Raw genomic sequence first — 18,260 nt, forward strand, 5'->3', positions numbered from 1 at the left:
TTCAGCCTTGGGCGTAGGCGGGATTGGCGCGGATGTGCGCGAGGTAATCGGTGGGCCATGCACACTCAAGCCAGCCGACGCCGGGCTTGCCGTCGACAGTGATGGTGGCCGCCGCTTCGTTCAGCACCAGGTCCGGGCTGGGGATGAGCGGGGCGTGTGCGTAGAATTCGGCTGCGAGGCTGGTAGTGCGGCCGGCATCGTCGGTGATCGTCGCCGTCAGGCTGCGCTGGAGGAAGCGGTCGTCGAATGCGAGGTCGAAATCGAGGCCGGTGACTTCGGCCATGACACCGTCCTTGAACACGTAACCGATCAGGCGCGTCTGGCCGAGAGCGTTGAGATGCCAGAAGTGAACCGAGACGCCGGGGCCGGCCTGGCCCTGGAACCAGCGATAGTTCTGCATCGCCTTCCAGTCGCGCGTGCCCCAGCTATGATCGCGGTGGCCGGTGGTGTCGAATGCGATGGTGCGCCCCGCCAGCGTCAGCGTGCCCCACACCCGGCCGCTCTGCTCGATGCGGTTGGTGGCGCAATAGCTCGGGCAGCCGCCGGCACTCCCGGCATAGGCGTAAGGCGGGTGCGCGCCCTCGAACGTGAAGTCGAGCGCGACGCGATCGTCGGCGAAGTGGAACCTGGCGGTGCCGAACTGGAGATCATGCTTCATCTCGAAGCCTTCGATCTTCCATTCGGAAAAGTTCATGTCGGCCGGGACCGGGCGATCGGGCAGGCCGATCACGATCGGTTCGGGGCCGACGCCGGGGCCGAACAGGCACACCGCCGCGCCGGCTTCGCTGGCCGCATTCACCCACGTATACGTGAAAAAGGCGATGCCCTCTTCCGGCAGGTGCGCCAGTAGCGGGATCGATTCGCGATCGTTGGCGATGGCGGTGCTCAGCGCATGGCGACCGTCATGCACCGCATCCAGCGTCAGTTCCGGCCGGGTCAGCGTGATTCCTGCGAATTTCGACAAGCTATTCTCCATCGGTCCGACCCGATCCGCTGCTCCCCCCGGAGCGGACGTCATCGGGTCATGAATTCCACGGCAGGGCGAACATGCCGCCTGCCAGAACGGCTCCAACTACGACCAGCCACCCGGTCAGGACCTGGGCGAAAGGACGGTGCTGCCATTCGAGGTGCATGAAGCCGTTGAGGATCGTCGCGATCTTGACCAGCGCGATGGCGAATACCGCCAGCGCCAGGATCAGCGTGTGGCCCTGGCTTTCGAACAGCGCGAAGCTGCTGATCGAAAGCGCGGCGATGATGCCATAGGCCAAGGTGCTGGACAGCTTCATGCCGTGCCCCCGGCCAGATAGAGCATCGGGAACAGCACCATCCACAGCAGATCGACCATGTGCCAGTAGGCGGCTGCGCTTTCGAGCCAGATGCGCGTCTTCTCGCCTTCGGGCGCGGCCAGCTTGGCCTGGGTGATGGCGAGGACGAGGACGCCGATCACGAAATGGAAGAAGTGCAGCCCGGTGAAGGCGTAATAGTACGTGAAAAATTCGTTGGTGTTGAGCGTGATGCCGTGACTGATCTTGGCGTGATATTCGAACGCCTTGGTGACGGCAAAGCCCAGCCCGACCAGCGCGGCGGCGATCACGTTGCGGCGCGCGGCAGACCACCGTTCGCGCCGCGCCGCGTCGACCGCCCGCACCATCAGCCAGCCGCTGGTGGCGAGGATCAGCGTGTTGAGCAGGCCCAGCGTCGGATCGAGCGCCGCGCGCGAAGCGCGGTAGATATCCGGGGCCTGCGCCTGGCCGACCATGAACACGAGGAAGAACAGCGCGAACATCGCCATGTCGGCGGTGATGAAGAAGAAGACGCCCTCGTCTCCGGGAAGCGCGAGGGCCTTCTTTCTGGTCTCAGCCGGCATGGTCGATGGCGCGTACATCGGGATCAGTCGCCGTTTTCGACGCGGATGCGGCCGATGGCCTTGAGGGTGTACCAGGTGATTATCGGCGCATAGGCGAAGAAGATGCTGAATTCGATCCAGAAGTTCAGGATGCCCGACCGGTTGAACGCGCCGCCCTTGAAGAACGGCATGAAGCATTCCGCGATGAACATGAAGCCGACCCAAATCGAATACCAGCAGACCCACTTGGGAAAGAACGGCTCTGCCCGCTTGTCGCGCAGGAACCCGAAGCCGAGGCCGAACATCTGGACCGACGTCACCGCATAGGCGAGGTCGATCAGCAGCCAGGCGGCGTCGTAGATCATCTGCAGGGTGGTATCGTCGAGCGCTTCGGGACGGTACGACCCGAGCAGCCAGAACGAGGACGAGACGAGGATCGGGACCACGGTCAGCCCGGCACCCCAGACCTGGAGGTCGGTGAGGATGTGGCCCCGCCCGATCGCGTAATCCATCACTTTGCCGATTGCGATGCCCCACACCGCATAGGACACGGCGAAAGTCATCGACGTGACCATGCCGAGCCTAACGGCATCGCTGTGATTGCGGAAATAGCCGGCGACTTCGCTGGCAGGGGCATCGCCTGCGAAAGGCGGCAGGTTATGGCCGAGCCATCCCCAGAAATACATGAAAACGGCCATGAAGATCATGCCATTCCAGGCGCAGAATTTCCATGCGCCGTAGCTGTTGTCTTCTGTCATCGGTGCCGATGCCATCGCGTGTCTCCCAAATGAGCGACTTCTGGCGGGTCGGCGTTGCGCCGGACATGATCCGGCGCAACGCCTTCCTTATCAGAAGCGGACGGTGGCCTCGACACCGTAGGTGCGCGGCTGCGCGCGGACGCGGTAGCCGTTACCGAACAGGTTCTCGATGGCGATGCCATAGGGGTAGTAGGTCTTGTTGGTCAGGTTCTTGCCCCACAGCGAAACCGTGTAGTTCGGGGTGTCGAAGCTGATCCGGCCGTTGGCGAGCCAGTACTTGCCGCTGCCGTTGGCGAAGTCACCGGTGGTGACATTGACCAGCGGGCCACGGCTGTAGTCCTTGAAGGAATCGAAGTAGAACTTGCCGGTGTACGACGTGTCGCCGTGGATCTTGATCTTGCCGTCACCCAGCTCGACCGCATCCCAGTCGAACCCGAAGTTGAGCGAGAGCTTGGCCGCGTAAGGGAACGGATTGCCGCCGACGCTGACGTTGCCGCCCGACGACTGCACGCACGAACCCTGCTGCGCGGGGAACTTGCCGGCGAGGCTGAGCGCGGCGCACTTGGTCTGGTCGAAGCCCTTGTACTTGGTGTCGAGGACACCGACTGCGGCGGTCAGCGTCAGGGTGTCGGTCGCGGCGAACTGCATGTCCGCTTCGAAGCCCTTCAGCGTTCCGTCGAGAGCGATCAGGTTGGCGGTGGCGGTGTTGTCCACCACCTGGCCCTGCTGGCCCTGGTAGTCATAGTAGAAGAACGCGCCGTTGATCTGCACGCGGTTGTTCATGAAGCGGGTCTTGAAGCCCACTTCATAGGCATCGACCTGTTCCGGACGGACAAAGTAGACCTGGTTGGCGCTGCCATAGGCGAGGCCGTTGAAGGTGCCCGCGCGATAGCCCTTGCTGTAGCTGGCGTAGAGCATCACGCCGTCCACCGGCTTCCAGTCCACGATGGCGCGGCCGGAGAACTTCTTGGTCTTGCCCCGCCGTTCGAGGCCGCCCGGAAGCGGACCGGTGGACGCGGGAATGACCAGCGTGCCCGTTGGGTCATAGATCGGCGCAAGGAAGTAGGGACCGCCCGCATAATCCGAAACCGTCAGCATCCGGGCGGTTCCAGTGTCATCGTAATAGGTAGTGATGCCGTCCTTGAAGGTGTTCTTGTCGATCGTATAGCGCAGCCCGGCGGTAAATTTCAGGGTTGGCGTCAGCTCGTAGCTGCCTTCCCCGTAGATCGCCTTGCTGTCGCGAACCTGCTTGAAGTGCTGCGTGGCGCGAATGCCTGTCGGCAGCGACCCAGCCGGGAAAGCCGCGCCGAACGCGCCGCCCGGATTGAAATAGGTGGCGGGTAGGCCCAGCGCCGCACGAATGTCACTGGTGAAGTTGAAGAAGTCCGGCTTGTTGTCGCCGGTCACCGTATCCTTGCCATAGAACCCGCCGAGAATCATCTTGAACGGCCCGCCGTCGTATACGAAGCGGAGATCCTGGTTGAACGCGTGGAACTTCGATCCATAACCGATCGAGCACAGACGTAGCGGCGTCGCGTCGCAGTCCGTTTGCGATTGCAGATACCGGCCCGAGTCATATCCGCTGATCGAAACGAGATCGAGCGAATCGGTCAGTTCCGCCTTCACCGTCAGCACCACGCCCTCGGCCCGCGTCAGCGCCTTGCCTACGGTATCAAGCTGCACCTGATTCCTGCTCAGACCGTTTTCGGACTGGCTGTAATGGTCGGGAACCAAGCCGGCGGGTGCCAAGGCTGCAAACAGGCCGCCCAACAGGAAGTTGGGAGAGGTATAGTCGATCTCGTCGCTGCCCTTGGTCTGCCCGGTCGGCAGCGGGGATTCGGTTCCGCCGACAGCCTTCGCGTAGTATCCCTTGAGCATGATATCGAGCGTATCGGTGGGCTTCACACGCAGCGTGCCGCGGATGCCGTAGCTCTTGGTGCCGCCGGGGCTGCGATCGTTGATCATGTTCAGGCCGGACGCACCGCCCGCTGCCGAGGTGTTGAGGCCGGGCGCCAGGACGTTATGGACATAGGGGTCGGAGTTCACGAACGTGCCGGCGACACGCAGGCCGATCTTGTCCTCGACCGGGGTCACTTCGATGGCCGCTTCACCGTTGACGCGGTTGAAGTTGCCATAGCCGATCGTGGCATAGCCGTTGGCACCCGAAAGCTTGGGCTTGCGGGTGATGAAGTTGATTGCGCCGCCGGTGGTGTTGCGGCCGTAAAGCGTGCCCTGTGGACCGCGCACGACTTCGATCTGTTCCAGATCATAGAGCTGCTGACCGTGGCTGGCCCGGAACGCCTGGTAGACTTCGTCGACATAGACGCCGACCGGCGATGCCGCGTTGGCGTTGAATTCGGTGCCGACGCCGACGCCGCGCAGCGAGAAATTGGGCTGCTGCGAACCATAAGGCGAAGACACCTGCAGGTTCGGCATCGAGGCGTTTAGGTCCGAGGTTTCGAACACGCCCTTCTTGGCCAGCGCTTCGGACGAGATCGCCGAGACGGCAACCGGCACGTTCTGCAGATTCTCAGAGCGCTTGGTGGCGGTGACGATGATTTCCTGGAGTCCGCCGGTGCTTTCGCCTTGGCTTTCCTGAGCCCAAGCAGGTGCACTGATGCCCATGGCCAGCGCACACAGGCTTACATAGCGAATTGCTTTCATGCATTACCTCCCTTGCTAATCGGCCATCGCGATTTTGCGTGACCTTGATACGCAAACTAGGTAATGCGGTGATAATGTCAACACATTTACAAGTTGACGCAGTGCAGCATTCCAGACCGTGGCAAATCGGCCACGGCGGGCCGTTTCGGGAGAGTCAGGCAAGCCTATGTTCAGCAAGCTTTTCGGCAAGAAAGCCCCCCCCAAGGTTGTGCTGGAACCATCGGGTACCACGTTCGAAGTCGGCAAGAACAAGACGGTCCTGGAAAGCGCCCTCGAACTGGGAATCGCCTTTCCGCACGATTGCACCGTCGGCACTTGCGGCTCGTGCCGTTCGCGGCTGGTCTCGGGCAAGGTCGATGCCATCACTCCCTTCGGCTACACCCTCAGTCGCGAGGAATTGCAGGGCGGCTACATCCTTGCCTGCCAGGCGGTCCCCGAATCGGACCTGGTGATCGAGGTCGATCTGCCCTCGGCCGATGAAGCCCCGGCGCAGACCACCGGCCGCATCGTCGAATCGATCGATCTGACGCACGATATCCGCAAGATCACCTGGCAGGTCGATGCCCCGCTGCGCTATCGCGCCGGGCAGTACATGAACGTCTCGTGGCCCGGTTCGCCCGGCCACCGGTCCTATTCGTTCAGCGCCAAGCCATCGGCGGACGGCTCCGGCCGGGTGTCGGCGTTCATCCGCAAGGTGCCGGGCGGGGCGTTCACCGAACCGCTGTTCGCCGACAGCTTCGCCGCCACCGAATTCGTCATCGAGGCTCCGCACGGTGGTTTCTGGCTGCGCGACGGCGATGGCCCGATCCTGCTGGTCGGCGGCGGCAGCGGCCTGTCGCCGCTGATGAGCCTGCTCGAAGATGCGGTGGCGCGCGGCGTGGCCCGCGATGCCGTACTTTTGTTCGGGGGGCGCGGTGCCCGCGACCTTTACTGCATCGACGAGATCGCCGCGATCGGCGCGCAGTGGAAGGGGCGGTTCGATTTCTGGCCGGTGCTGTCGGAAGAAGCCGTGGACGGGATGCGCCATGGTATGGTGACGCAGGAAATCCCCGCCGCGATCGCGCAACTGGGTGGCTCGCAAGGGTTGCAGGCCTATATGTGTGGCCCGCCGCCGATGATCGACGCTGCCGTCGCCGTGCTGACCGGGGGTGGGGTCGGGCTTAGCGCCATTTACTACGACAAATTCACCGATGCGAGCACGCTTCGCTGACTTCATAACGACGCATTGAACGCAAATCATCGAAGTTTGAGAGGATTGATCTGATGGATATGAACCGGGACGCCTTCTTTATCGGCAACGAATGGGTCGCCCCCCAGAGCGACCGTCGCTTCACGCTGGTGAACGCTTCGACCGGCGAGGATTTCGCCGTCGTGCCCGAAGCGGTTGAAGCCGATGTCGACGCCGCCGTCGCCGCCGCGCGCGCCGCGTTCGACGGTTCGGGCTGGCGCGACGCAAGCCCGACCTGGCGGGCCGAGGTGATGGAGCGGTTCATGGGCGCGGTCGCCGCGCGCGGGGAACAGATCGCGCAGGCGGTCAGCATGCAGAACGGCATGCCGATTGCGCTCAGCAGCCTGCTCGAAGGCCAGTTCGGTGCCGGTGTCATCCAGTATTACGCCCAGCTCGCGCGCGGCATCGGCGCGCCCGATGTGCGCCCCTCGCAGATGGGCAAGGAAACGCTGGTCGAAGGCTCGCCGCTGGGCGTCGTCGCGGCGATCGTGCCGTGGAACTTCCCCGTCACCCTCGCGCTCAACAAGATCGCACCGGCGATGGCGGCGGGCTGCACGCTGGTGATCAAGCCTTCGCCGGGCACCATCCTCGACAGCTACCTTTTGGCCGAAGCGGCGCTGGAAGCGGGCGTTCCCGCCGGCGTGCTGAACTGGGTGGCGGCCGATCGCGATGTCGGTGCCTATCTCGTCAGCCATCCGGGGATCGACAAGGTGGCTTTCACCGGATCGACCGGTGCCGGCCGCGCCATCGCCCGCACCTGCGGCGAGCTGCTGCGTCCGGTGACGCTGGAACTGGGCGGCAAGTCGGCGGCGATCCTGCTGGAGGATGCCGATATCGGGACTTTCCTGCAGGGCGTGCCGATGGCTTCGATGCTCAACAACGGACAGGCCTGCTACAACGGCACCCGCGTTCTTGCGCCGCGCAAGCGCTATGACGAAGTGGTCGGCGCGCTGGCGCAGTTCGCCAATTCGCTGACCGTGGGCGATGCGCTCGATCCCGCCACCCACATCGGGCCGATGGCTTCGTCCGCGCATCGCGACAAGGTTGAAAGCTATATCGCCATCGGCAAGGAAGAGGCCCGCCTCGTGGCCGGTGGCGGTCGCCCGCAGTCGACCAATCGCGGCTGGTTCGTCGAGCCGACGATCTTTGCCGATGTGGACAATTCGGACCGGATCGCGCAGGAGGAAATCTTCGGCCCCGTGCTGGCCGTCATTCCGTATGACGGTGAGGACGAGGCGGTGCGGATCGCCAACGATAGCCAGTTCGGCCTCGGCGGGTCGGTGTGGAGCGCGGACAGTGCGCATGCCACCGATGTCGCCCGCCGGGTTGCAAGCGGCACAGTCGGCGTTAATGGCTACATGCCCTCGCTCGGTGCGCCGTTCGGCGGCATCAAGGCGAGCGGTCTGGGCCGCGAGTTCGGGCCCGAGGCGATCGGTGCCTACCAGAACACCAAATCCATCTATGTCATGGGGTAAGAATTGATGCGCGATACCGTCCGGCCTGAAGGCAGTTTCCAGCTTAGCTCGCCCGGCGCCGCCGCGTACAATCTTCGTGAAGCAGGTGGTTTCGCCACCACGTCAGGCGCCCGGTTGCAAACCGGGCGCCTGTTCCGTTCCGGCCAGTTGGAAACTGCAGGAACCGATCTCGCCGGAGTGCTGGCGGCGCTGCGGATCGGCACCATCATCGACATGCGCACCGATGCCGAACGCAACACCCCGCGCGGCGTGGCGTTCGACGGGTTCGACGGGCGCGTGCTCAGCCCCGATTGCGAAGACAACACCATCCCGCACGCCGTGGATGCCTTTCGCGGCCTGACCTCCAACGATCAGGTAATGGCACACTACTGTTCGATCTATCGCAAGCTGCCCGAAGGCCCGCGCTTCCGCCAGGCAGCGCAGCATTATGTCACGGCGGTTGAGCAGGCATCCGAGACCGAGGACGAGGCGGTGCTGATCCACTGTTTTGCCGGCAAGGACCGCACCGGGCTGGCCGTGGCGCTGCTGCATCTGGCGCTGGGCGTCCACGAAGACGATGTCTACGCCAACTATCTCCAGACCAACGACATGGGCGCGGAACGGGTTGAGGTGGCCATGACTGCGCTGCTCGGGAATAGACAGAGCCGGTTCCCGGACTGGATGATCGCCGAGGTGATGGCGGTGCGGCCCGAATACCTGGCCAACGCGCTGGAGGTCATCGGTCGGAACTACGGCTCGGCCGCGCAATACCTCGCGCACCTCTCCGGCATGGACTTGGCCCGGATCGAGCGGATGGCCGAGCGGCTGACCGCCTGATCAAATAGCGTAACGCCCAAACGAAAACGGCCCCGGTCGCCTGCTGGCGGCCGGGCCGTTTTCGTTCGGGCAGCGGACGTCAGGCGGCGGCCAGGCGTCCGTCCGTGGCGGGGGTGCCATCGAACCAGTCCGGCCAGCCGGCACGGCGGTTCTGTTCGCGGGCAACCTCACGCTCGGCCGGGGTGGCCATTTCATTGTCCCAGCGCTTGAGCGCGGGCATGATGACCTTGTGGTGCCACAGCGGCGGGATCAGCGCCGAGAAGAAGCACACGTAGACCGAAGGCATCGGAATCCAGTCCCGATCGGGCACCAGTTCGTGGAACGCCGCGAAGCTGTTGGTGTGGTGATCGGCGTGGTTGGTGATCTCGAAGCCCATGATGCGCGACAGCGGCTTGAGGTGGTTCCACACGTGCCGCTTGCCGATCGGCGCGCCTTCGATGCGGACCAGACCATAGTGCTGGAAGTAGTTGAAGCTTTCGACCCAGAAGCGGGCACCGATCATGCCGGCGATGGTCACCGCGACAGCCGTCCACCCGCCGATGGCGAAGATGATCGCCTGGAAGATGATCTGTGCCAGGATCGCGCGGTAGATGCGGTGGCCGATGCTCCAGCGGCCCTTGCCCATCTTTTCGAGATTGTCGCTTTCCGAACCCCAGGCTTCGCGGGTGCTGACGATTACCGCGCGCGGCGTGAAGGCATAGAGCGAGGTGCCGCGCGGGGCGGTATCGCCGTCCTTGCTGGTGGCGACATCAATGTGATGGCCGACAACGTGCGCGATCTCGCGCGTCGCGTCGAGATAGCAGATCTGGCAATAGCGACCGACCAGACGGCGCAGCTTGCCGCGCTGGTGATACAGTTCATGCGTGGCCGGCACGACCGGGATGACGCTCATCCAGGCGCACGAGGTAATCACGCCGACGTACTGCCATGCCGGCGCGCCGGGGTTGCGGGCGACCCAGAATGCGGCGGCGATGTAGATCGCCGGGCCCAGCAGCGAGCACAGCCAGACCGGGATATCGGCCAGCGTCTTGTTCGAAATCCGACGCGGTTTCATGTCGTTGGGCAACATGCTGTCGATCAGGCCGAAAGCGGGCAGGCTGGCGATGCCGATGAACACCCACGCCCCGCCAACGAAAAAGCCCGCGATCACCGCAAGCTGCAGCAACGCGCCCAGATAGTAACGAGTATAATCCATTGCGAACTCTCCCGCGCGGACCTTCAACCGGGCCAGCGCAATTTCACGTTAGGAACATACGCAAAAATGCCCCGATGATCAATCGGAAATTTGCCATGCGCCAGATCAAGACTTTCCAGATATTTTTGCGTAGAGCGATGCCATGAAAATGCGTGAACTTGAGGCCCGGACCGGGGTAAACCGCGAAACGATTCGCGTCCTGTTCCGCGAAGGACTGTTGCCCGAGCCGAGCCGGCCGGCCCGTAATGTCGCCGATTATGGCGAGGATCATGTCCGTGCGATCCTGGCCGTGCGCAAACTCCAGCTCGATTCGCGCATGACCCTGCCTCAGATCAAGGCGGCGATGCAGGGGCAGGGCGGCGATACTCAGATCGGGGCCGCTGCCTTCTCGCAACTGGAAGACCTCGTCTCCACGCGGGTAGGGGTCGACAAGGGCTATCTCGCCATCGATGCGCTGCTGGACAAGAATCCGAAGGCGCTGGTCGATGCCAGGGCGCTGGCCAACCTGGGGATCATCGAACTGATCGATGGCGATGGCGGGCCACAGATCAGCCTGACCGATGCCGGGCTGCTGAACATCTGGTGCCGCATGCGCGAAGCCGGGTTCGACGAGGATCACGGCTTCCCGCCCGATATCCTCGCCTATTATGTCGAAGGTTCGGAATACATCGCCGCGAACGAAGCGAAGATATTCCTCGATCAGGTGGAAGGACGGATCGGCCAGACCGAGGCGGCGGCCATGCTCGAACTGGCCTTGCCGTTCATGCTCGATTTCTTCGGCATCCTGCGCCAGAAGGCGTTCCTGCGCATGATCCGGGCCAAGACCCGCGAGGGGGCGACCATCGACGTGCCCCGGCTGGGCGGCAAGCGCCGGCGGCGAACCACGCCGGGGTCGTAAGTTTCAACAGGCCAGACTTTCGCACACCTCGGCGGAGCTCGTCGGGCGGCCTATTGACATGCCTAGTGCCTGATCTAAACTTACCAAGCGGTCAGATTGCAGTTACAGACTCCGGATCAGAAACAGGGATCGACGGGGCCGCCGTATCGCAGGAGGAGAGGCGATGAACGTGAACACGATGGCCAAGCCATTCGCCGGGGTGACGACTTTCACCCAGAGTTGCGGGCTTGGCACCGCACCGGTGCCGCTGGAGCCGTACCGCTCCGCCGCTTTCTTCGAACGGGAACGCACGCAAGTATTCGAACGCGCCTGGCTGGTCGCCGGGCGGGTCGAGGAAATTCCCAACTACGGCGATTACATCACCGTCAACCTGCTGCCCGGCAACGTCCCCGCGATCATCAACCGCGGCAAGGACGGCACGGTGCGGGCATTCTACAACACCTGCTCGCATCGCGGCTCGCAAGTGCTTGATGCCGGGGCCGGCAATGCCAAGCGCATTGTGTGCCCCTATCACGCCTGGACTTATGCGGCCGATGGCGACGTGGTTTCGATTCCCGACGAGCCCAGCTTCTTCAACGTCGACAAGAAGGCCTGCGGCCTGTCGCGCATGTCGGTTGACGTGTGGGAGGGCTGGATCTTCGTCAATCTGCAAAAGCAGCCCGAAGTCGGCCTCCAGGAATTCCTCGGCACTTTCGCCGATCGCCTCGCTGGCGTGCCCTATGTCGCCGCTGACCGGCCGATCGTGTTGCAGGCCGATCTCGATGCCAACTGGAAGGTCGTCCAGGATGCTTTCATCGAAAGCTATCACATCCCGGCGATCCACAAGAAGACCATCGCCGAGACATTTTCCTCGGACGAGAACAAGTTCGCCCGCCTGCTGGACGCCAGGGTGTTCGGGCCGCACCGCACGGTGTCGATGTACGGCAACCCGGCGATGAGCATCGATCCGGCGCACAAGGTGACGATGCTGGCCTATGCCTCGGGCGATACCGGTAGCCTCATTTCCGCCGGCACCAGCGCCCAGATGGATGCGTTCCTGCGCCACGATGCGGTGAACCCGACGGGTTCGGATTGCTGGTCGATGGACGTCAATAACATCTTCCCCAACACCCAGATCGATTTCGGGCCCGGCGGGTTCTGGGTTCACCAGTTCTGGCCGCTGACCGAGAACACCTCGCGCTATGAGGTCAAGTTCTACGTCCCGGAACCGCTCACCGCGCGGCAGCGGTTGCAGCAGGAGATGTATGTGGCGCGGGTGATCGAGGTGGTGCTGGAAGACCTTGCCAATGTGGCCCGCACCCAGCGGGGCATCGATAGCGGCGGCAACGATTTCATGCAGATCCAGGACAGCGAGGTCGGCATCCGCCATTCGATGGACCAGTTGCTCAAGTGGGTCGATGCCCCCAGCGTTACGGAGGCCCTGCGATGAGCGGCGCGCGCTTGCCCGAAGGGTTCGGCGATCTCGAACGCTATTGTGACACCTGGGGCCTGCACACCACGCGCGAGCGCCATGCGGTGCGGTGCGGATCGACCATGGAGGAAATCCGCGACTTCTACGATGCGATGACCGATCGCGCGGCCGAAGCCTGCGACCTGATCGACAGCTATGCGCTCGATTCGCTGCCGCCGCAGGTCAACAACCTGATGGCGCTGGTGCTCGGGCTCGCCCAGGCGCATGTTGCGGTGGAAATCCACGGCCAGCCGCGCGCGCCGGGCACGCCCTGGCCCAATTCGCTCAAGATCGTGCGCGGACTGCCGATGCTCGGCTGATCCGCGCCGGGCCGCGGCAGGCCGGGTCGGACAAACAGCGCGCCCGCCAAGGGCATGCCGAATTTACGGGAGAATTTCACATGCGTTTCAAGGGCAAGGTGGCGATCGTCACCGGCGGGGCTTCGGGCCTGGGCAAGGCGACCGCGCTGCGGCTGGCGTCGGAAGGCGCGGTGGTCGGCGTGGCCGATATCAACGATTCTGCCGCCGCCGCCGCCGTCGAAGAAATCCGCGCTGCGGGCGGCACTGCCGAGGCGCTTCACATCGATATCTGCGTGGAAGAGGACTTCAAGACCGCGATCGCGCGGATGGTCGATGGCTATGGCAAGCTCGATATCCTGCACAACAACGCAGCCTATACCGCGCCAGAGGCGATCAGCCAGGATACCGACATTCTCGAAATTCCCGTCGATATCTGGGACCGCATTTTCGAAGGGACGGTGCGCGGTACGATGCTGGGTTGCCGCCACGCGATCCTGGCGATGCGCCCGAACGGCGGCGGGTCGATCATCAACACCGCGTCGATGTACGGCGTCGATGCGTTCTACAAGATGCCGGCCTATGGCGTGTCGAAAGCGGCGGTCATCCACCTGACCAAGCAGGTCGCCACCGCGTTCGGCCGCGAAGGCATCCGCTGCAACGCCGTTGCCCCTTCGATGATCACCACCCCGTTGCTCGAAGCGTCGATCCCGGCCGCGTTCATCGAAATGAACGCCGAGGCGACGCTTACCGGCTATCTCGGCACGCCCGAAGATGTGGCGCAGGCCGTCGCCTGGCTGGCTTCGGACGAGGCGCGCTATATCACCGGGCATGTCATCAACGTCGATGGCGGATCGACCGCCCACCTTGCGACCTATTCCGACGCACGCCGGTTCTACGATACACCGGCACAGGGCTGACGCGCTGCACCGGTCGCCGAAACAATCTAAAGTGGAAATGTTGATATGAAGATCGCACGGTTTGACGCAGGGCAGGGCCCGCAACTGGGCATCGTCGACGACGGGTCCGTGATCGCGCTCGAAAGCCTGGGCCGGGCCGAGACCGACATGATCGCCCTGATCGAGGCGGGCCCGGAAGCGCTGGCGCAGATCGCGGCGGCGATCGCCGGGGGCAAGGGAACCCGTGTCGCGCTCGATACCGTCAAGTTGCTGGCCCCGCTGCGTCCGCGCAAGTTCCTGGGGCTGGGGATGAACTATCGCCGCCACGTCGAGGAAGCGCGCGCGCTCGGCATTGCCGTTCCGGACAACCAGGTATGGTTCAACAAGCAGACCACCTGCGTCAACGATCCCTTCGGCGATCTGGAGCGCGGGGTCACCGAAAAGCTCGACTACGAGGTCGAGCTGGGCGTGGTGATCGGCCGCGCTGCCAAGTCGGTCAAGGCGGCGGACGCGATGGACCATGTTTTCGGCTATCTCGTCGTCAACGACATCTCGGCGCGAGACTGGCAGTTCCATTCGGCCACCTTCACGATGGGCAAGTCTTTCGACACCCATGGCCCGATCGGCCCGTGGATCGTCACGGCGGACGAGATTCCCGATCCGGCGACGCTCGACATCACCTGCTCGGTCAACGGCGAAGTGCGTCAGTCGAGCAACACCGAGCAGTTCATCCACTCGGTGCCGGCGCAGATCGAATATCTCTCCACCGCCTTCACGCTGGAGCCTGGCGATATCATCTCCACCGGCACGCCCGAAGGCGTCGGCGCGGCGATGCAGCCGCCCCGCTTCCTCCAGCCCGGTGATGTGGTGCGCAGCGAGATCCAGGGCATCGGCATCATCGAGAACAAGGTGGTCGCCTGAACCCGAGGCCGGGGCGGTTAGCCGCCGCTCTGGCTTTCGTTGGAGAATTGATGGTAGTTTGCCCAACAACAACCGTTTGGCGTGGGGCAGATGAATGGCCAGAGATGAGGCTCAATCCGTAATTGATGACTTGGACGCGCCGGCGCGCGCCGGCCGTCGAACAAGCGGAGGGCGCACGGCGGTCCGGCTCGACGGGGCCGAAGCGCACCCGGTGACGGTAGATCAGAAGGCCCCCGCCAAGCGCCGCGTGCGGGTCAGCCGCCGGGGCGATGACGTGCGCGAGCGGGTGCTCAAGGCGGCACTGGAATGTTTCGGCGCTTTCGGTTTCGAGGGGACCTCCACGCGTGCGGTGGCAGAGCATGCCGATGTCACGCACACGCTGGTGCTCTATCACTTCCGGTCCAAGGAACAGCTTTGGATCGCCACGATCGACAATGCGCTGGGCCGCTACAGTGCGGAGATGGAAGAGCACTTGGCCGGGGCCGACGATACTGCCGCCGGTGCGCTGCGGACTTTCATCGAACAGTTCATCCGCCTGTCTGCCCGCCAGCCGCAGATCCACCGTATCCTGACCATGGAAAGCAACCAGGATACGACCCGGCTGAACTGGGTGATCGAGAATTACCTGCGCCGCCACTTCGCCAAAGTCCGCGAGCTGATTCGCGCCGGGCAGGAGCAGGGGCTGGTGCGGCAGTGCGATCCGGCGCGGCTCTACTACATGATTATCGGTGCCGGCGGCACGCCGTTCACCGTATCGACCGAATACCGCGCGCTGACCGGGCGGGATGTGTTTTCGGAGACCGAAATCCTGCGCAACATCGCGTTCCTCTACGAACTGGTCTTCATCGACGCGCCGTGAGGTGAGCGGCGGTGCGGGGGCAGGGGCCCGGCACCGCCGTTTTCAGTCGGCCCGAAGGCTCAGCTCCATTCGGGCTGGCCCATGTTTTCCCAGATCTGGATCATATTGCCGTCCTGATCGTAGAAGATGAACGAGCGGCCGATTTCCGCGCATTGCCACACGTAGTCAGTCTGCATGCGGTACCCGGCGGCCTTGATCTTCTCGAACCACCCGTCGATCCCCTCGACCAGCAGGCCCAGTTCGTGGATGCCGGTGTGGCCGTAACGCAGGTTTTCCTCGGGCGTCTTTTCGATCTTCGGGTTGATGCATTCCTGCAGTTCGATGAACGCGCCGTCCTTCGAACTTAGCAGCGCCATGCGCGACTGCGCGCCTTTGACCTTGAAGATATCGTCCAGCAGTTTGGGATGCATGAAGGTATTGGGGCCGGGTTCCTGCCCGTCGGGGATGACCGTCTGCACGCCCAGTTCGAATCCCATGACATCCCGCCACAGGCGGATCGCCTCTTCCAGGTTGGTCACCATCAGGGCCATGTGATGAAACTTCACGCCTGTTCTCCCGCTGCGCCCGCGCTGGATGCCGAGCTGCTTGCCTTGAGCCGCGTCTTATGCTTTCTTGACCAAAAGATCAATATAACACCGAACGAATGGAGGGTGACATGACCGATGCCGAGAGGATCACGCGCGCGTTCGCAACCGCGATCGAGAAACTGCGGTTCCTGGATGCTTTCTCCCTGCTGGACGATGACGGCAAGTACCACGTCATCGGCACGACCCCGGCCTCCGGGGTCTATCACGGGCCGCAGGACGTGTTCGACCGGCTTGTCCCGGTGCTGGGTGGCTTCAAGGAACCGCCGGCCGTCAAGTTCGAAGAGCCGATCATCCAGGGTGACCGCGCCGTGCTGCTGGGCAGCGGCACGGGGCTGGGCCCTACCGGCCCGTACAATCAGCCGTATTACGCCTTCGTGCTGAAGTTCGCCGATGGCAAGCTGATGGAAATGATCGAGTTCATGGACACCCAGATGCTGGTGTCCGCCGTTTTCGGCGAAGCCGAGCCGGCCTGAGCCGGCGGTTCGCCAGACACCCATCGCCGATCGGTCGCGAGAAAGCGTCGGTCGGGAATCACAAGGACACTGACATGACCGAAACCGCCGGCACCGTTGCCAAGCCGCTCGACACATCGACCATCATCTCGCCCGCCCGGCTGGCGCATTTCGTCCTGCGCACCTCGCGCTTCCAGGAAATGATCGATTGGTACAAGGCGGTGCTGGGCGCCGAACCCGCGTTCCAGAACGAGATCCTGGCGTTCCTGTCCTACGACGAGGAACATCATCGGGTGGCATTCCTGCACATGCCCGATCTCAAGCCCCAGCCCGAAGGGATCGTCGGCGTCCACCATGTGGCGTTCACGTATGACAGCCTGTCGGACCTTTTGGCCACTTACAAGCGCCTGCGTGATCTGGACATCAAGCCGATCTTCCCGATCAACCACGGCCCGACCACGTCGATGTACTATGCAGATCCCGACGGAAACCAGGTCGAACTGCAGGTCGACAACTACGACAATATCGAGGACGCGACCGCGTTCTTCTACTCCGAAGCCTTCGCCGAAAATCCGATCGGCGTGGAATTCGATCCCGAAGACCTGCTGGCACGGGTCGAGGCGGGCGAGGATCAGGAAGCGCTCAAGCGTCGCCCCGACATTGGCAAGCGCGGGCTCGAAGCGGTCAAGCTGCGCTGACGGACGGTTACGGCATGCTTTCCACGCAGGACCAGTTGGACCTTGCCCAACTGGTGTATCGCAGCTTCTGGCTGATCGATAACGGGCAGGCGGCGCAATCGGCGCACCTGTTCGCGGCCGATGCCAGTCTGACCTTCGGGCCCGGTGCGCCGATGGTCGGCACTATCGAAGGTTCGGCGATCGCAGCGGCGATGCAGGCGCGGCAGGATCAGGCCGGGGTTACCTCGCGCCATGTCCTCTCCAATCCGATCGTGTCGGACGAAGGGGAGGGGCGGGCGCAGGTCCGCTCGCTCCTGACCCTGTTCCGCACGCCGGATGCCGACCTTGCGCCGGTGGTGCGCTCGGTCGCCGACATTATCGACGATTGCGTGCTGGTAAATGGCGCGTGGCGTATCGCCGCGCGCCAGATCCTGCCGGTGTTCAGCCCCGGCTGACCGCGCCCGTTCCCGGCGATACGACAAGAACAACGAAAGAGGAGAGAGGCCGGTGAGCCGAGTCAAGATGTTCGGCGCGATTCCGCGCAAGCCGGGGATCACGTCGAAGTGGTTCCACGATCACTATCGCCATCCCCACGGCACCATGGGCCGCCACATCTCGACGATGCGGGCCTATACGCAGAGCCATCAGGTCCACTCCGACCTGCTGGGCGAAAAGCAGACCCATTTCGAAGCCTGCGCCGAAGTGTGGTTCGATTGCGCCGCCGATGCGCTTACCTTTCCGCAGGAACCCAACTACGTGGCGATGCTGATCCCTGACGAGCCCTTGTTCGTCGACATGGAAAAGCTGCGGTTTGTTTTTGCCGAGGAAGAAGTGCTGCAGTCGGGTGCGGACTGGAACGAGGAGGGGGTGGAGACCGGCGACAAGCTGTTCCGGCTCGATCGCCGGCCGATAAGCTGCAAGCTGCTCCAGTTCGTGCTGGCCGAAGGAGATGGCCGCTGGGATGACGAGGGTGACCTCGAACTCGGCCGCCGGATCGGCGCGCTGCGCCACGTCCGCTGCCGGCCCTCGCCGGTGGTCCACCCGGACGGTGCGTTCTGCATCGGTGTGCGCGAACTCTACTGGCCGACGCAGACCGCCATGGAAGAAGGCGTGGCCAGCGATCCCCAGGCTTGGGCGGAGTTGCTGCACCGGCCGGGCGAATCGATCGAATACGTCGCCCACGCCGAACGGTTCATGTAATCAAAAAGGGCGGGTCAGGCCGTAGCCTGTCCCGTCCCC

General features: G+C 63.6%; 20 protein-coding genes. 13 read left to right on the plus strand and 7 right to left on the minus strand.

The annotated features are described in order from the left end of the window. Position 1: 1 nt before the first annotated feature. From IE122_RS00410 to IE122_RS00430, 5 genes are all read right to left on the minus strand, one after another. The gene (locus IE122_RS00410) at positions 2-964 is read right to left on the minus strand and encodes a DUF7064 domain-containing protein (protein ID WP_189619121.1); all 963 of its coding nucleotides are present in this window, start codon (positions 962-964) and stop codon (positions 2-4) included. 58 nt (positions 965-1,022) lie between these two features. After that, on the minus strand, positions 1,023-1,286 hold the full coding sequence (locus IE122_RS00415; protein WP_189619122.1) for a cytochrome C oxidase subunit IV family protein: 264 nt from the start codon (positions 1,284-1,286) through the stop codon (positions 1,023-1,025). Beyond that, positions 1,283-1,885 carry a cytochrome c oxidase subunit 3 gene (locus IE122_RS00420; protein ID WP_189619123.1) on the minus strand — a complete coding sequence of 201 codons (603 nt, stop codon included), beginning with the start codon at positions 1,883-1,885 and terminating at the stop codon, positions 1,283-1,285. The genes IE122_RS00415 and IE122_RS00420 overlap by 4 nt, the downstream gene beginning before the upstream one ends. 5 nt (positions 1,886-1,890) lie before the next feature. Further along, positions 1,891-2,619 (minus strand): hypothetical protein, encoded by a 729-nt coding sequence (locus tag IE122_RS00425; protein ID WP_189619124.1) that lies wholly within the window; start codon positions 2,617-2,619, stop codon positions 1,891-1,893. 75 nt (positions 2,620-2,694) lie between these two features. Then, positions 2,695-5,268: a TonB-dependent receptor gene (locus tag IE122_RS00430; protein ID WP_189619125.1), complete on the minus strand. Its 2,574-nt coding sequence runs from the start codon at positions 5,266-5,268 to the stop codon at positions 2,695-2,697. A 166-nt stretch (positions 5,269-5,434) separates the two neighbouring features. Here IE122_RS00430 and IE122_RS00435 point away from each other — a divergent pair, with 166 nt between their 5' ends. The 3 genes from IE122_RS00435 to IE122_RS00445 are packed head-to-tail and all read left to right on the plus strand — an operon-like array spanning position 5,435 to position 8,787. After that, positions 5,435-6,478, plus strand: a complete 1,044-nt coding sequence (locus IE122_RS00435) for a 2Fe-2S iron-sulfur cluster-binding protein (RefSeq protein ID WP_189619126.1) — start codon at positions 5,435-5,437, stop codon at positions 6,476-6,478. A 53-nt stretch (positions 6,479-6,531) separates the two neighbouring features. Continuing rightward, positions 6,532-7,971, plus strand: coding sequence for an aldehyde dehydrogenase (locus tag IE122_RS00440; RefSeq protein ID WP_189619127.1), 1,440 nt, complete (start codon positions 6,532-6,534; stop codon positions 7,969-7,971). A 6-nt stretch (positions 7,972-7,977) separates the two neighbouring features. Beyond that, entirely contained in the window at positions 7,978-8,787 is an 810-nt protein-coding gene (locus tag IE122_RS00445; RefSeq protein WP_189619128.1) for a tyrosine-protein phosphatase, read from the plus strand. A 79-nt stretch (positions 8,788-8,866) separates the two neighbouring features. Here IE122_RS00445 and IE122_RS00450 read toward each other — a convergent pair whose 3' ends face one another. Then, a complete protein-coding gene (locus IE122_RS00450; RefSeq protein ID WP_189619129.1) occupies positions 8,867-9,982 on the minus strand; it encodes an alkane 1-monooxygenase in 1,116 nt (371 codons plus the stop codon). 148 nt (positions 9,983-10,130) lie between these two features. On the opposite strand from IE122_RS00450, the gene IE122_RS00455 reads away from it, so the two are divergent. The 6 genes from IE122_RS00455 to IE122_RS00480 all read left to right on the plus strand — a co-directional run bounded on the left by IE122_RS00455 (position 10,131) and on the right by IE122_RS00480 (position 15,305). Further along, positions 10,131-10,880: a MerR family transcriptional regulator gene (locus tag IE122_RS00455; protein WP_308430379.1), complete on the plus strand. Its 750-nt coding sequence runs from the start codon at positions 10,131-10,133 to the stop codon at positions 10,878-10,880. Between the two features lie 163 nt (positions 10,881-11,043). Beyond that, the gene (locus tag IE122_RS00460) at positions 11,044-12,309 is read left to right on the plus strand and encodes an aromatic ring-hydroxylating oxygenase subunit alpha (protein ID WP_229813598.1); all 1,266 of its coding nucleotides are present in this window, start codon (positions 11,044-11,046) and stop codon (positions 12,307-12,309) included. Then, entirely contained in the window at positions 12,306-12,650 is a 345-nt protein-coding gene (locus IE122_RS00465) for a hypothetical protein (RefSeq protein ID WP_189619131.1), read from the plus strand. The genes IE122_RS00460 and IE122_RS00465 overlap by 4 nt, the downstream gene beginning before the upstream one ends. 80 nt (positions 12,651-12,730) lie before the next feature. Next, a complete protein-coding gene (locus IE122_RS00470) occupies positions 12,731-13,546 on the plus strand; it encodes an SDR family NAD(P)-dependent oxidoreductase (RefSeq protein ID WP_189619132.1) in 816 nt (271 codons plus the stop codon). Between the two features lie 45 nt (positions 13,547-13,591). Further along, on the plus strand, positions 13,592-14,446 hold the full coding sequence (locus IE122_RS00475; RefSeq protein WP_189619133.1) for a fumarylacetoacetate hydrolase family protein: 855 nt from the start codon (positions 13,592-13,594) through the stop codon (positions 14,444-14,446). A gap of 130 nt (positions 14,447-14,576) precedes the next feature. Continuing rightward, positions 14,577-15,305, plus strand: a complete 729-nt coding sequence (locus IE122_RS00480; RefSeq protein WP_189619134.1) for a TetR/AcrR family transcriptional regulator — start codon at positions 14,577-14,579, stop codon at positions 15,303-15,305. 59 nt (positions 15,306-15,364) lie between these two features. Here IE122_RS00480 and IE122_RS00485 read toward each other — a convergent pair whose 3' ends face one another. Next, positions 15,365-15,850, minus strand: coding sequence for a VOC family protein (locus IE122_RS00485; protein ID WP_189619135.1), 486 nt, complete (start codon positions 15,848-15,850; stop codon positions 15,365-15,367). Positions 15,851-15,960: 110 nt separating this feature from the next. Between IE122_RS00485 and IE122_RS00490 the strand changes: the two genes are divergently transcribed. The 4 genes from IE122_RS00490 (at position 15,961) to IE122_RS00505 (ending at position 18,221) form a co-directional block, all read left to right on the plus strand. Beyond that, positions 15,961-16,365, plus strand: coding sequence for a nuclear transport factor 2 family protein (locus IE122_RS00490; RefSeq protein WP_189619136.1), 405 nt, complete (start codon positions 15,961-15,963; stop codon positions 16,363-16,365). Positions 16,366-16,439: 74 nt separating this feature from the next. Further along, positions 16,440-17,042 (plus strand): VOC family protein, encoded by a 603-nt coding sequence (locus tag IE122_RS00495; protein ID WP_229813599.1) that lies wholly within the window; start codon positions 16,440-16,442, stop codon positions 17,040-17,042. Between the two features lie 14 nt (positions 17,043-17,056). Beyond that, positions 17,057-17,476, plus strand: a complete 420-nt coding sequence (locus IE122_RS00500; RefSeq protein ID WP_189619137.1) for a nuclear transport factor 2 family protein — start codon at positions 17,057-17,059, stop codon at positions 17,474-17,476. 52 nt (positions 17,477-17,528) lie between these two features. Then, entirely contained in the window at positions 17,529-18,221 is a 693-nt protein-coding gene (locus IE122_RS00505) for an EthD domain-containing protein (RefSeq protein ID WP_189619138.1), read from the plus strand. Positions 18,222-18,260: the final 39 nt, after the last annotated feature.

Source organism: Novosphingobium colocasiae, from assembly GCF_014652555.1.
In the GTDB taxonomy this organism is placed as follows: domain Bacteria; phylum Pseudomonadota; class Alphaproteobacteria; order Sphingomonadales; family Sphingomonadaceae; genus Novosphingobium; species Novosphingobium colocasiae.